General features: G+C 36.3%; 12 protein-coding genes. 6 read left to right on the top strand and 6 right to left on the bottom strand.

Translation table 11 applies throughout. The features are described 5' to 3' along the window. Positions 1 to 377 precede the first annotated feature (377 nt). From cysD to cysC, 4 genes are all read left to right on the top strand, one after another. On the top strand, positions 378 to 1,286 hold the full coding sequence (gene cysD, locus SP041_RS03415) for a sulfate adenylyltransferase subunit CysD (RefSeq protein ID WP_025564457.1): 909 nt from the start codon (positions 378 to 380) through the stop codon (positions 1,284 to 1,286). A 46-nt stretch (positions 1,287 to 1,332) separates the two neighbouring features. Beyond that, positions 1,333 to 2,742, top strand: coding sequence for a sulfate adenylyltransferase subunit CysN (cysN, locus tag SP041_RS03420; RefSeq protein ID WP_025564455.1), 1,410 nt, complete (start codon positions 1,333 to 1,335; stop codon positions 2,740 to 2,742). A gap of 67 nt (positions 2,743 to 2,809) precedes the next feature. Beyond that, positions 2,810 to 4,537 carry an SLC13 family permease gene (locus tag SP041_RS03425; RefSeq protein ID WP_025564453.1) on the top strand — a complete coding sequence of 576 codons (1,728 nt, stop codon included), beginning with the start codon at positions 2,810 to 2,812 and terminating at the stop codon, positions 4,535 to 4,537. Between the two features lie 76 nt (positions 4,538 to 4,613). After that, positions 4,614 to 5,246, top strand: coding sequence for an adenylyl-sulfate kinase (gene cysC / locus SP041_RS03430; protein ID WP_025564452.1), 633 nt, complete (start codon positions 4,614 to 4,616; stop codon positions 5,244 to 5,246). 240 nt (positions 5,247 to 5,486) lie between these two features. Here cysC and SP041_RS03435 read toward each other — a convergent pair whose 3' ends face one another. From SP041_RS03435 to SP041_RS03450, 4 genes are all read right to left on the bottom strand, one after another. Next, positions 5,487 to 6,989 (bottom strand): NAD-dependent succinate-semialdehyde dehydrogenase, encoded by a 1,503-nt coding sequence (locus tag SP041_RS03435; RefSeq protein WP_025564450.1) that lies wholly within the window; start codon positions 6,987 to 6,989, stop codon positions 5,487 to 5,489. A gap of 37 nt (positions 6,990 to 7,026) precedes the next feature. Then, on the bottom strand, positions 7,027 to 7,548 hold the full coding sequence (locus tag SP041_RS03440; protein WP_025564448.1) for a methyltransferase domain-containing protein: 522 nt from the start codon (positions 7,546 to 7,548) through the stop codon (positions 7,027 to 7,029). A 176-nt stretch (positions 7,549 to 7,724) separates the two neighbouring features. Continuing rightward, complete coding sequence (gene radA / locus SP041_RS03445) at positions 7,725 to 9,137, bottom strand: DNA repair protein RadA (RefSeq protein ID WP_025564446.1); 1,413 nt, start codon at positions 9,135 to 9,137, stop codon at positions 7,725 to 7,727. 120 nt (positions 9,138 to 9,257) lie between these two features. Next, the gene (locus SP041_RS03450) at positions 9,258 to 9,920 is read right to left on the bottom strand and encodes a regulatory protein RecX (protein ID WP_025564445.1); all 663 of its coding nucleotides are present in this window, start codon (positions 9,918 to 9,920) and stop codon (positions 9,258 to 9,260) included. Between the two features lie 275 nt (positions 9,921 to 10,195). Here SP041_RS03450 and SP041_RS03455 point away from each other — a divergent pair, with 275 nt between their 5' ends. Further along, positions 10,196 to 10,855 carry a 7-cyano-7-deazaguanine/7-aminomethyl-7-deazaguanine transporter gene (locus tag SP041_RS03455; protein WP_025564443.1) on the top strand — a complete coding sequence of 220 codons (660 nt, stop codon included), beginning with the start codon at positions 10,196 to 10,198 and terminating at the stop codon, positions 10,853 to 10,855. 378 nt (positions 10,856 to 11,233) lie between these two features. On the opposite strand, the gene SP041_RS03460 is transcribed toward SP041_RS03455, so the two are convergent. Continuing rightward, complete coding sequence (locus SP041_RS03460; protein ID WP_025564441.1) at positions 11,234 to 11,971, bottom strand: hypothetical protein; 738 nt, start codon at positions 11,969 to 11,971, stop codon at positions 11,234 to 11,236. A 31-nt stretch (positions 11,972 to 12,002) separates the two neighbouring features. Beyond that, positions 12,003 to 12,281, bottom strand: a complete 279-nt coding sequence (locus tag SP041_RS03465; protein WP_025564440.1) for a DUF2960 domain-containing protein — start codon at positions 12,279 to 12,281, stop codon at positions 12,003 to 12,005. Positions 12,282 to 12,648: 367 nt separating this feature from the next. Between SP041_RS03465 and SP041_RS03470 the strand changes: the two genes are divergently transcribed. Continuing rightward, positions 12,649 to 14,373, top strand: a complete 1,725-nt coding sequence (locus SP041_RS03470) for an AMP-binding protein (RefSeq protein WP_025564438.1) — start codon at positions 12,649 to 12,651, stop codon at positions 14,371 to 14,373. Positions 14,374 to 14,381 lie beyond the last annotated feature (8 nt).

The raw sequence follows: 14,381 nt of genomic DNA on the forward strand, positions 1-14,381 counted from the left end.
ACAGAATCTGCAAAACAAAGCTGATTCACTTTGAAGAGTAATTAATGACATAAAATATTACTCGTTGATATCATTGCTTGTTTGAAGTAGATTAACGCTAAATTTTTTACAACTTTTATACCTTTTTACAGTCGTAGAAAGGTATTTGTCATTAAGCTAGTCTTTACTGGTTTAGTTTTTATAGTTTAAAGGGCTGATTAAATCGTTTTTTCTTTAGTGATTTAACGTTTAAAAATCAACTCTTATATTCAATAACATCATTAATTACGCTTATAACTATTTTCTATATTCTATCTGAATTTGTTACTGATATTTTTCAGAGAACACTGCATAATACGCTTAAATTATATATATCCTGTGACTTTGTAAGGAAACACATGAACAATAAAAGACTAACTCACCTTAAGGCACTTGAGGCTGAATCAATTCAAATAATGCGTGAAGTAGCCGCTGAATTTGATAACCCAGTAATGCTGTATTCAATTGGTAAAGATTCGTCTGTGTTATTGCATCTTGCTCGTAAAGCCTTTTACCCAGGTAAAATCCCTTTTCCATTACTTCACGTTGATACTGACTGGAAATTCAAAGAAATGATTGAATTCCGTGATAATTTATCGAAGAAGTATGATTTTGATTTATTAGTTCATAAAAACCCTGAAGGTGTTGCAATGGGCATGGGACCGTTTACACATGGTTCAGCTAAGCATACAGATGTAATGAAAACACAAGGCTTAAAACAAGCACTAGACCATTACGGTTTTGATGCTGCATTCGGTGGCGCTCGACGCGATGAAGAGAAATCTCGTGCTAAAGAACGAGTTTATTCATTCCGTGATAAAAAGCATCGTTGGGATCCTAAAAATCAACGTCCTGAATTATGGAACATCTATAACTCAAAAGTTGACCGTGGCGAAAGTATTCGTGTATTCCCACTATCTAACTGGACTGAGCTTGATATCTGGCAGTACATTTACCAAGAAGATATCGAAATGGTGCCACTATACTTCTCTGCACCACGTCCAGTTGTTGAACGTGATGGTTCATTAATTATGGTTGATGATGACCGTATGCCACTTGAAGAAGGTGAAGTTCCACAGATGAAAAATGTGCGTTTCCGTACATTAGGCTGTTACCCATTAACAGGTGCGATTGAATCTGAAGCGAAGACACTACCTGAAATTATTCAAGAGATGCTGTTAACAACTACATCTGAGCGTCAAGGCCGTGTAATCGATAACGATTCTGCTGGTTCGATGGAAAAGAAAAAAATGGAAGGTTACTTTTAGGCCAACGCTTAAATAACCCAGTCCTATAAAGAGTTAAGGAAAAAAAATGACTAACGATACAAATCTAATCGCATCGGATATCGAAGAATATTTACGCGTTCACGAAAATAAAGACATGATGCGTTTCATCACTTGTGGCAGTGTAGATGACGGTAAATCAACTTTAATTGGACGTTTATTATTTGATAGCAAAATGATCTTTGAAGATCACATGGCTGCTATTGAAAAAGATTCTAAAAAATTCAACACAACAGATGAGTCTTTTGACTTAGCATTGTTAGTTGACGGTTTACAGTCAGAACGTGAGCAGGGCATTACGATTGATGTAGCTTACCGTTACTTTGCAACTGAGCAACGTAAATTTATTATTGCTGACACACCAGGACATGAGCAATACACACGTAACATGGCAACAGGTGCTTCAACTTGTGATTTAGCGATTATCCTGATTGATGCGCGTCATGGTGTACAAGTTCAAACTCGCCGTCACTCTTACATTTGTTCTTTGTTGGGTATTAAGCATGTTGTTATTGCTATCAACAAAATGGATGCAGTTGATTACGACCAAGAAGTTTATAAGAAAATTAAAGCGGATTACCGTGAATTTGCTAAACAATTAAACATTGCTGATGTTCGTTTTGTGCCAATTTCAGCGCTTAAAGGTGATAACGTAGTAAACCAAAGTGAAAACATGCCTTGGTATCCTGGTTCGCCGTTATTACGTTTATTAAACACAGTTGAAATAAGCAGCAATGCAATTGATCAATTCCGTTTAGGTGTTCAATACGTAAACCGTCCAAACTTAGATTTCCGTGGTTTTGCAGGTACTGTTGCATCGGGTGAAATTCGTGTAGGTGATACAATTGAAGCATTACCTTCTGGTAAGCAAAGTAAAGTAAAAGAGATTGTGACTTTTGACGGTAACTTAGAAGTTGCTTATCAAGGTATGGCGATCACACTAACACTTGAAGATGAAATTGATATCAGCCGTGGCGATATGATTGTTCGTCCGCATGAAAAACCACAATCAACTAAAAACTTTGAAGCTGATGTTGTTTGGATGGATGAAACACCACTAAACGTTGATCGTGAATACATCATAAAAGTTGGTAGTAATACAACGGTCGGTGCTGCTACTTCTGTTAACTATCAAACAGATGTTAATACAATTCAACAGAAACCAGCGACGCAATTAGCATTAAATGAAATTGGCAGTTGTAATTTTGAAGTCGCAAAAGACGTTCAGTTTGATGCATACTCAGATAACAGAGCAACAGGCGCGTTCATTATTATTGACCGTTTAACTAATGGTACTGTTGGAGCGGGCATGATTAAACGTCCACTTGAAGCAACTGCAGGTCCTAAATCAGCTTACAGTGAGTTTGAAGTTGAATTTAATGCATTAGTTCGCAAACATTTCCCTCATTGGGAAGCAAAAAATATCCTAAAAGGATAATTGCTAAATAGTGTTCGGTTACTAGTGTTAGGCTAGTAACCGAATGCTCTTAACTGATGGCCTATTCATGACTCTTCATTCCTATTTTGTTCTCGCAGTTTTCATCTTCACTATCATCGGTTTAATTAAGTTCCAAGAGCGTCCAAGTGTTGTCTTCGGCGTTGCATTAATGACTTTATTCTCCACACAAATGGTGACAACAGACCAAGTAATTAAAAGCCTCTCCAATCAAGGACTATTAACATTAATTTTGTTAATGCTTTGCTCTATTGCCCTTGAAAAAACCCGTTTATTGCGTTTAGTTGCTATGAAGGTGATTAAACCAAGTTATAATTCAACATGGCTACGACTATTCGGTTTTACTGTTTTCTCTTCTGCTTTTTTAAACAATACTGCTGTCGTATCAACCATGTTAGCGCCAATTCGTAATAACCCTAATCACTCTGCAAGTAAGTTATTAATTCCATTATCCTATGCCGCTATTTTAGGCGGTACATTAACCTTGGTTGGGACATCGACTAACTTGATTGTTAATAGTCTTGTACTTGATGCGAACTTACCCTCATTAGGTTTCTTTGACTTCACCTTAGTCGGTTTATGTTTAGTCGGGACTTGTGGTCTTACATTATATGTATGTCGCTCTTTACTGCCCGACATTGATATGAAATTAACTGATGCGCCTTCTTATTTTATTGAGGCAAAGGTTAACCCTGATTCTAGTTTAGTGGGTAAAAGCATCGACCAAAATGGTTTACGTCATTTACAGTCTCTATTTTTAGTAGAAATTATGCGTGGTGATTTACAACTTACGGCGATCACTCCGAATGAAGTGATACAAGCCAATGATAAGTTAATCTTCAGTGGCGATATTTCTAAAGTTAGCCAGTTACGGTTATTTGATGGTTTATCTATTTTTGCTGAAAATAGTGGCTTACCATTAGGTAATTTACGAGAAGTGGTCGTACGCCCTGAAAGTGTTTTAAATGGTAATACATTAAAATCAGTTGGTTTCCGTTCTTTGTTTGATGCGGCAGTCGTCGCCATTAAACGAGACGGTGAAAAAGTATCAGGAAAAATCGGTAAACTCAAAATTAAACCAGGTGATTTTTTGGTCTTAGCGGTGGGTGAAGATTTTAAATCTCGCCGTAACATACGTAAAAACTTTATATTATTGTCGGATGTCGAGCTAGATTCGCGTTTATCAGGCAAAAAAGAATTATTAGCTATCTTTGGTTTTTTTGCTGCTATCGCACTCGCGGCAATTGGTGTCATTCCTTTGTTTAAAGCGGTCTTACTATTACTTGGTGTGTTGCTCCTGAGTGGGTGTTTAACCAGTAGTGAATTAGTTCGACGTTTTCCAACGGATATTTGGGTGATTATATCGGCTGCTATTGTCTTGTCTTATGCGCTACAAAATAGCGGTGTTATAGACAGCTTTACACAAGTTATGAGCAATCATTCAGGCTCGTTCAGTCCATTGCTTGCGTTAATTGCAGTGTATGCTGTCACCTTATTGTTGACCGAATTAGTCACTAATAACGCCGCCGCTGCATTGATATTCCCGATTGCTTATGGTCTTGCGGTAAGTATTGATGCGAATCCAACTGCCTTTATTATGGCCGTCGCGTTTGGTGCGAGTGCTAGCTTTATCAGTCCTTACGGTTACCAAACTAATCTGATGGTATTCAATGCAGGGCAGTATAAATTAAATGATTTTATTAAAATTGGTGTACCTGTTAGCTTGGTTTATAGCGTGACATGTGTTTTTGCCATTGTTTTTGTATTTGGCCTATAGACTGTAAACGTTTATTAATTAAATAAGAAGTTATGCTTTATTGAGTTCACTGACTTCTGTTATTAGAGAGAATATTATGAATAACCCGTATATAGAAAAAGATGTTGATGGTGAAAAATCATCTGATGTTGTATGGCATCAAGCGAGCGTTTCACATCAAGACCATTGTCAATTAAACGGCCATAAAGCCGCAGTCTTATGGTTTACAGGCTTGAGTGGCTCAGGTAAATCTACTGTTGCTAATGCGGTTGATTTAATGCTATTTCAACACCAAGCTAAAACTTATGTATTAGATGGTGACAATGTTCGTCATGGTTTAAACGGTGATTTAGGCTTTTCTGATACTGATCGTATTGAAAATATTCGTCGAGTAGGTGAAGTGTCAAAGCTTTTTGCTGATGCAGGTTTATTAGTCTCTACTGCTTTTATATCACCTTTTGTTGCAGACCGTGAAATGGTACGTTCACAATTACCAGAAGGGCAGTTTATTGAAGTCTTTATTGATACGCCTTTAGCCGTGTGTGAGTCTCGTGATCCAAAAGGGTTATACAAAAAAGCACGTGCTGGTGAAATAAAGAATTTCACAGGTATTGATAGTGCTTATGAAAAACCAGTTAATCCAGAAATACATGTTCAAACAGATCAAAAATCTATTCAAGCTTGTGCTCAACAGGTTATTGATTACTTAAAAGAAAATAAGTATTTATAAGGCTTTAATAAGTACTTAATGAAATACTATTATGGTTAATTTATTCTGAGATGTTAGGCATGATGTTTGACAGATAGTTAAATTTTTACAATTATTGTGCATATAGTACATAAAATTAAAGCCCTCTGAGTCACTTATAGCGAGTCACTCAGAGGGCTTTATTATTTTTAGTCTCTTATTAAGCGTATATTTAATGCTTATACGCTTAAATGTTAAATTAGATTAATGACTCTTTGATAATTAACTTTTTTGCTCAATTCCGCCTAAGCATAAATATTTAATTTCTAGGTAATCATCTAATCCGTATTTTGATCCTTCTCTACCGCTACCTGATTCCTTAATGCCACCAAAAGGTGCTGCAGCATTAGATAATGCTGTTTCATTAATGCCGACCATTCCATACTGTAATGCGTCTGATACTCTCCAGACTTGATTCATATTTTGAGAATAAAAATAAGAAGCTAATCCTGCATCGGTTGCATTTGCTTGCTCAACAACTTCTGTCTCATCTTCAAAAGTCATAATTGAAATGACGGGACCAAATATTTCTGTTTGTGCAATGTCCATTTCATTATTCACATTAGTTAATACGGTAGCGGGGTAGAAACCGTCAGCTTTTAACGAGTCATGTGCTTCGTCTTTATTAGATAGTGTTAATTCTGATTGATATGCTATTTCAGCACCTTGCTCTACTGCTGAGCTGACTAATGAACTGACTTTATCAACGGCTTGTTGCGTAATGAGCGGGCCAATATTAGTCTTAGAATCAAGTCCATTACCTGCTTTAATAAGTTGAGTTGCTTTGATCACTTTTTCAGTAAACTCATTTGCGATGTTGCTGTGTACAAAAACACGGTTGATAGCAACACATATTTGTCCTGCATTTTTAAACTTATTAGAGATTAAACCATTCACAGCGGCGTCAATATCAGCACTTTCAAATACGATCAGTGGCGCATTACCACCTAATTCCATTGACACTTTTTTAACGCCTTCAGCACATTGTGCGAGTAATGTTTTTCCAACGCCCGTTGAACCAGTGAAACTGAATTTATTCACTTTAGGGTGCATGGTTAATACTTTACCCACTTCTGCTGATTCGGTGCTAACCACCACATTAAAAATACCATCGGGTAACCCAGCAACGTTAGCTAAGTGAGCTAATGCTAGCGCAGATAGTGGTGTATCAGCAGCCGGTTTAATGACAAAAGTACACCCTGCGGCTAAAGCGACAGAAGCTTTACGTAAAAGCATGGCATTTGGAAAGTTCCAAGGCGTTATTGATGTCACGACGCCAACAGCTTGTTTATTCACTAATATTTTTTGTTGGTTAGAAAGGGCTGGAATAACATCACCGTAACTACGTTTACCTTCCTCACTAAACCAATGTAAATAACTCACACCATAACGAATTTCAGCAAGCGCCTCAGAAACAGGTTTACCTTGTTCCAATGTTAACAAGCGTGCTAAATCTTGTTCATGTTCTGTAATTAATTTAGCCCAAGCAGTTAAGTGTTCCGCTCGTTCGTAGGCTGTTAGTTTAGTCCAACTTGGAAAGGCTGCTGCTGCAGCTTCAACCGCGGTTTCAGCATCATTTTTTTGTGCATTATGAATTGAGTTTAAGCATACCTGTGTGGCTGGATTGATTACTTTGAATTGCTCAGAGGGTTTGTCGGTTGTTAACCAGTTGCCATTAATGAATGAGCCAGATTTGATCAGTTCTTTATTTTTAATATCATGCATTTAGTTATATCCTACTTAAGTTGTAGTCTATTTAAAATTAGCGTTTTTTGCAGACTATTTGTGCAATAGCGCGATTTGGGTTGTGCTTAATGCCTTCAAAATAAAACAATATATCCCAATCCTTGAAAAGTGTTTTAAGTTCGTCCTTTTTTAATAAAAATTGTTCACGATGAGGTCTACCAAATACTCGGTTTGCTTCGGTGAATGTTTCATAAATAATAATACCACCAGGCTGAACCGCTTGTTGAAGTGCATTGAACAATGGTCGATGTAAATACCTGAACACAATAATACCCTGTAACTGCAGTTTATTGAGCTTGAGGGCATCAGTTTGAGAGTCAGACTCAAAGTCTGCACACCAAGTATTCTGTTGAAGAACATTGTCATCGGTGACTAAACTTTCTAATACTTGCTGTTTTATATCAGCAAATAACACATCAATACCCTGTTCTTTTAAATACAAACCATTTTGGCCTTTACCACAAGCTAAGTCTAATACTTGGCCGTGTTCTGGTTTTAAAAGGTGTCCATAGTCTTGTAATAATTGCGCACTTAACATGTTGGTAGTCTCACTTAACTTTCAGACACATCTAATATGGTAACGCATGAGACTTTGTTATTAAACCCTTGCCAAAAAATGAGTTAACAACAGAGTCTCTCACTGTGTTTCAGTTATATACGCTAGCATTTTATAGGTGCTCAGCTTAAAAGTTAGTGAAAGATAATCGCTATTGGTTATTGTAAGGCTTCGATTAACTCTCGTACGTTTTTAAGCGGAATGATTTTTTGATCGCCTTTCACAAATTGTTGCATTGAAGCGTGATAAGCCACAGAAGGGATAAAAATCTGCTTTTTTCCATGGCTTAATGCTTCACGTACACGAGGGACAATTTGTGGTATCTGACGTAGTTCTCCCGTTAAGGCTAACTCACCAATAAACACAGCATCACTCGGTAAAGGCTTTGAGTTAATTGAGCTGAGCAAAGCGGCGGTCACCGCCATATCGGTTGATGTTTCAGAATCTGCCATTTTTAAACCGCCCACTAGACTGATATTAATATCGTAATAAGTAGGAATTCCACCGTGTTTTTTGAGTACCGCGGTGATTAACGATAAACGGCTATAGGAAACACCAATACAGTTTCTAATTGATTTTTCTCCTTCAACTTCCGTCGCTAACGCTTGTATTTCAATTAATAGGTTACGAGCACCATCTTTAATCACTGAGATAGCGGAGCCTTCAAAGTGCTCTTCACTACCAGATAAAAATAAGCGACTTGGATTATCAACAGAGCGCATGCCTTTTTCGGTCATTTGAAAAATACCCACTTGCTCAGTATCACCAAAACGATTTTTATCGGCACGTAAAATTCGTACAGAAGCATCATTCACTTCAATGTGAATCGCCGTATCAATAATGTGTTTGAGTGTTTGTGGTCCCGCCATTTGCGAGTTTTTATTTACCTGACCGACTAAAATCAAGGTAATGCCGTGTTGTTTACATAAACGGTTTAATATTTTTGCACAAGTTTTAACTTGAGTGACACCACCTGCAGAGCCATCCACTGAATTTGATTCAAAAGCTTGAATGGAATCGGCAATTAAAAACTTCACTTTATTTTCGATACATTGGTTAACAATATCTTCAATGCTGTCAGTATCTGATAATAAAAAATTATCTTCATTAAAGTGTAGGTTTAACCTTTCAATGCCACGTTTAGCCCACTGGCTTAAACTTTCTTCAGCGGTGACATATAAAGTGGACATCGTCTGTGACATGACAGAGGCCACTTTAGTGAGTAGGGTGGTTTTACCAGAACCGGGGTCGCCGCTAATTAATACCACTGAGCCTAATGTAATACCATCACCCAATACGCGGTCTAATTCACTTAAACCTGTTGAGACACGTTGTGCGTTCTCTACTTGTACAGTTGAAATTCGTTGCACGCCATTAGTGGTTACACCGGCATAACCACCGACTTGATTACGATTAATGGCGGCATTAACTGATTTAGTTGTACTTGATGCTTCTCGAAATTCAGTGATTGTATTCCAAGCTTTACATTCGCCGCATTGACCTTGCCATTTAGTATAATCAGCACCACAGTCACTGCATACGTAGGAAATTTTTGTTTTTGCTTTTGCCATGAATTTTTCCGTATTATCAAATCAGACTTAATGTCTTGGAGTCTCAATCGTCTTAAGTTTTATTTAGTATTACTTTTTGTATACTGTTGTTTTTATATGATTATTTTTAACTTTAATCAATTATTCATCTAACGCTAAATGTTGATTAAATAACTTTATCGCTTGATTGGACTTTGAATAGTCATAACCATGAGAAGTAAGGTGTCTTAGTGCTTTGGTTTTCTGTTTTTGATCCTCAATTGCTACTTTGAATTTCTTAGAAAGCAGTAAACAAGCTTCATCGAGATCATTAAACGTGGGTGTTGGAAAACCTTCATTATGTGATTCAATGGCTAATGCAATAACATCGAAACTATGTCCTTTGGCCTGTAAAAATCCCATCGCTTTCTGTTTTAAATGTTGAGTGACAATTGCTTCTCGATATTTATTACTTAATAATTGCTGAGCAGCATCAATGTAATTGAACTCATTGTCATCAAATGTTTGTTTAATTAACAGTTCGCCAATGCCTTTTAATTTTAAATCTTGTTTTATACGAGTCGCGCCATAACCTTTATTTTGCGAGCCACGAATAAAGGACTCCGTAAAACGTTGATCATCAAGATAATTGTAATCTAAGCATTCATTGATGACGGTTTCTATCCACTCTTGGTTATCCGTTTTACGTTGAAGCTTTTTTAATAGTTCTGCTTGGCTATGGTCTCGACGTGATAAATGCCAAAAAGCACTTCGACGAACCCCATCAATATCCTTTGCAATCTTAATTGGCTTATTCGCAAACATAATTAACTCGCTTAAGTGTGTTTATATACAGTATAACGTTATATTACCTATTATTACAGGTATCTTGTGTTAATTGAGCAGGGAAGGAACGATTAAAAGGGTTGTATTGTGTCATTATCACCCTATAATATGCGCCCCCATATTGATATAACAATACAGTTAATTAGGTTAGCTATAAGCTATCACTAAACAGTTGGGCACATAATAAGCGGGTTCCCTCACCCCGTTGTTACATTAAAAAGTGGCAGTAAAAGCCACAATAAAAAGGTCAAAATATGTTATCACTTTCAAACACGCAAATTCGCCGTGCGCTTACGCTATTGGTTGGATTTCACATCATTATCGTTTGTGCTAGTAACTACCTAGTACAATTGCCGTTTACTTTATTTGGCTGGCACACTACATGGGGTGCTTTTAGTTTCCCTTTTGTTTATCTTGCAACGGATTTGACGGTCAGAATATTCGGACAGAAGAATGCTCGACGTATCATTTTTAAAGCTATGCTGCCTGCGTTAGTTGTCTCTTATGTCATTGGTGTATTATTTCATCAAGGTATATTTCAAGGGATGGATGCACTCGCTAATTATAATAGCTTTGTATTACGCATTGCTGCTGCAAGTTTTGCTGCGTACTTATTTGGACAATTACTAGACATTAAAGTATTTGCCAATTTACGCCTGACTAAATCTTGGTGGATTGCACCAACGGCATCCACTTTATTAGGTAACTTGCTGGATACCTTAATCTTCTTCTCTTTAGCTTTTTACGCATCAACCGATGAGTTCATGGCGGCTAATTGGCCTGAAATTGCGATGGTAGATTACGGTTTTAAATTGTTAGTGAGCCTGTGTTTATTCTTACCTGCATATGGCGTGTTATTAAAAGTGTTAGAGAAACGTATTATCAAACTGCCAGACCCAATCTCGTTAGCTTAGAAGCAATACTTTAGAAGTAATGGTTTATCAAAAACACTTTATAAACTATAAAATACTATAAAATTAATCAACCAATAAAAAGTTCAAAGGGAGAGCTTCTTATTGGTTTTTTTAGTGTTAATCCTTTCTTTAATAGGCCTTTTTTAATAACTAGTTACTCGCTTATATCGACTATCACTCATTCGTAATAACCTATTATTAGCGCTTAGCTTTAACCTTACCTTTTAGAAAATAGAATTAATGATTGTAGTTATTAACCAACAATTATCAGCTCACAAAGAAGCATTAACTCACCAAGAAGCATTAACTTATCAATAACATTAACTCGCGTGGATGAATGTCTAATATTATTAAACGTTCATGTTTTATTGGAGTGTATTACTTTGAATAAACTTGCTGTAATGAAGACCACTCAATATCTTCCCAACTATCAGGGGTAGGCCATTGTTCAGGAGGCGCTGCTAAATCAAGGTATTCAACCTTAGTGACAGGATCTCCTTCAAATACATTATCGACCACAATCTTTGAATTTGGGGCAGTGCAAATGGTTAAAGTAGTTTTAATCTTTAATAATAATTTAGGGTCAACCTTGTCATTCTGACTTTCATAATCATAAATAACTCTAATACTTTTTTGTTTAGAAACAGGGTGCTTCAATAATAAAAAATATAATAAACCACCGTGTTTTGGCTCTTTAAAACATTTCACTGATTTTACTTTATAGCGTTCAGCTTGTACTTTTTGCGCCGATAAATCAGCCTTAACATGGGTATAACCACTTTCAGAGGTGGATAACCATTTTTTCGTTGAATTAAAAGAAAATAATCCTGCAGTAACAACGGCTATAGGGAATATAACTGTTGAATAAGCACTACTAACACCAATATCGATGGAAGAAAAGGTAGTTAATATCAAACTACTGATGAACCAAAGAATACAAAAGCCGAACAATGAAAACACCCAAAATACAGCGGTATTAAGGGCCGCTTTAAGGTAGCGTTTTTTAGGTGCGGGTAACGTACCCAACACGTGAGCCAAATAGAGATGTTCTATTTCGTTCATCTCACGTAAGTGCTCAGTGTTTGTATTATGACTCTGGTTATTAGTCTCGTTCATATAGTGCTATCCACCATGATCTTGAGCAAACTTATTTTTCTTTCTTCTCTTTATTTTCTTTATCTTTTGTTTCGTCTCTTACAAATTTTATTTCTGAAAAGCCCATGCGTTCAAATTCATTTGCACGGTAGTTTTTCATGATACCTTGACCACGTGAACTCATTTCAAGTTGCTTTTCCATCGCCCAAAACGATTTTAAATCAACACCTTCTGCAGCGGCTACCGCTTCAAAAATATCAAAGTGTTGGCTGAATGAAAATGCGATGGTTTTTTTAGTGCCTTGATAAAAATAAGTTACTTGGCGTGCCATAAAAATTGTCTCTATAAATAAAAAAAAGGATTTTAACACAGCTTTAAGTGTTGCTATAACATCCTTTTAAATTTAATGAATGATATGCCTGTAATGAAGGCGGAAAGGCTATAAATAGTGAAAGTGATTACTTATTATGCAATTTAAAAGTATTCTATTTATTTTAAAGTGACTGTTTTAGGCATTATGGATAGTTTAATCCCTGAAAGTGTTATAAGACTCTGATAATCAGCATTACAATGCGCATTTTAGTCGTTTTACGTTAGGTTGTTGATATAATATTCATAAACAACTTAATCATTTATTGAATCCTGAGCTTAGTAACTAGTCACGAATCAATCGTTTACTCAAATATAAAGGCTTTAATATGTCGCTTAATCTTTCTCATAACAACTTAATGTCTTTAGCTGATCATTCATTTAAAAAATATGCGTCGAATACGTTTGTGTGCAATGTAGGTGAAGAAGGTTTTACTTACCAAGAAGCACAACAAAAAGTCATTCAACTACAGGCAATGTTTAAAGATTTAGGACTAAAGCAAGGTGATAAAATTGCGATATGCAGTGAGAATATGCCACATTGGGGAATCGTTTATTTAGCGATAACTGCAATGGGTGCTATCGCAGTTCCTATCTTGCCAGACTTTCATACTAATGAAATCCATCACATTATTAAACACTCTGAAGTTAAAGCGGTTTTTGTTTCTCAAAAATTGAGTGTTAAATTAAATGAAGATGATTTTAGTTCTAGCTTATCTTATGTGTTCTCATTAGAAACGTTTGATTTAATTGAAGATAAAACACCTAAGCATTCAGAGCTTTTTGTTAAAGGTGTGCAAACTATTGCGCAAATGAAAGACAAAGCAATACAGTTTGCACAACAAAAGAAATTGTTAAAAATGAGTGAGATAGACAACACCTTAACCATTAACCCAAACGATCTGGCTGTGATTATTTATACGTCAGGGACAACCGGTCAATCAAAGGGCGTTATGCTAAGTCATTACAACTTAATGGCACAACTTTACCAAGCGAATACATTGACAGATATACACGATCAAGATCGCTTCCTTTCTATATTGCCTTTAGCGCATACCTTTGAATGTTCAGTTGGTTTCTTAGTGCCTTTTTCTAATGGTGGTTCTATACATTACATTAACCGTGTACCTTCGCCAAAAATCATCCTAGCGGCAATGCAAACTGTTAAACCTACTTGTATGTTAAGTGTGCCATTGGTGATTGAGAAAATTTATAAAAACAAAATATTAGTTGAGTTTAATAAAAACAAACTGATCAAGTACCTGTACAACAATGTCAGCTTTGCACGTAAAAAGCTTAATAAGATAGCCGGTCAAAAGCTGATGGAAAGTTTTGGTGGTGAAATGAAGTTCTTTGGTATTGGTGGTGCTAAATTATCAAGCTACGTAGAACAGTTCTTATTAGAAGCTAACTTTCCTTATGCTATTGGATATGGATTAACGGAAACGGCGCCTATTATTGCTGGTGCTGTCCCTGGGAATACTCGTTTAGGCACAACAGGAATATTTGTACCTGAGATGGAATATCGATTCATTAAGCAAAATGAAGAAGATAAAGAAGGTGAATTACACGTTCGTGGTCCTAATGTGATGTTAGGTTATTACAAAGAAGAAGAACGCACGAAAGAAGTATTAGACGAAGATGGTTGGTTTAATACTGGCGACTTAGGTTATGCGGATGAAATGGGGATTTTAACCATTAGTGGCCGTACTAAAAATGTGATCATCAGCTCTAGTGGTGAAAATATTTACCCTGAGTCGATAGAAAACGTGATCAATCGTCATCCTTTAGTCATTGATTCAATGGTCTATGAGTTAGAAAAGAAACTCGTTGCTAAAATTTACATCGATTATGACCTGTTTGATGAGCAACATAACCTTAAAACAGAAACTGATTCTGATTTACACAAAGAGATCCTTGTGTTGTTAGAAAACATTAAAAATGAATCAAATGGACTTTTATCTTCATTCTCTAAACTGAACTCAGTGGTTGAACAAACGGAACCTTTTATCAAAACACCAACCAAGAAGATTAAACGTTATATGCACATGTAACCGAGTAA

Origin of the sequence: Psychromonas sp. SP041 (assembly GCF_000470315.2) — a bacterium.
Classification (GTDB): Bacteria; Pseudomonadota; Gammaproteobacteria; order Enterobacterales; family Psychromonadaceae; genus Psychromonas.

Coding starts and splice junctions, on each gene's coding strand:
- cysD (WP_025564457.1), top strand. CDS start 378: ATGAACAATAAAAGACTAACTCACCTTAAGGCACTTGAGGCTGAATCA.
- cysN (WP_025564455.1), top strand. CDS start 1,333: ATGACTAACGATACAAATCTAATCGCATCGGATATCGAAGAATATTTA.
- SP041_RS03440 (WP_025564448.1), bottom strand. CDS start 7,548: ATGTTAAGTGCGCAATTATTACAAGACTATGGACACCTTTTAAAACCA.
- cysC (WP_025564452.1), top strand. CDS start 4,614: ATGAATAACCCGTATATAGAAAAAGATGTTGATGGTGAAAAATCATCT.
- SP041_RS03470 (WP_025564438.1), top strand. CDS start 12,649: ATGTCGCTTAATCTTTCTCATAACAACTTAATGTCTTTAGCTGATCAT.
- radA (WP_025564446.1), bottom strand. CDS start 9,137: ATGGCAAAAGCAAAAACAAAAATTTCCTACGTATGCAGTGACTGTGGT.
- SP041_RS03435 (WP_025564450.1), bottom strand. CDS start 6,989: ATGCATGATATTAAAAATAAAGAACTGATCAAATCTGGCTCATTCATT.
- SP041_RS03450 (WP_025564445.1), bottom strand. CDS start 9,920: ATGTTTGCGAATAAGCCAATTAAGATTGCAAAGGATATTGATGGGGTT.
- SP041_RS03460 (WP_025564441.1), bottom strand. CDS start 11,971: ATGAACGAGACTAATAACCAGAGTCATAATACAAACACTGAGCACTTA.
- SP041_RS03425 (WP_025564453.1), top strand. CDS start 2,810: ATGACTCTTCATTCCTATTTTGTTCTCGCAGTTTTCATCTTCACTATC.
- SP041_RS03455 (WP_025564443.1), top strand. CDS start 10,196: ATGTTATCACTTTCAAACACGCAAATTCGCCGTGCGCTTACGCTATTG.
- SP041_RS03465 (WP_025564440.1), bottom strand. CDS start 12,281: ATGGCACGCCAAGTAACTTATTTTTATCAAGGCACTAAAAAAACCATC.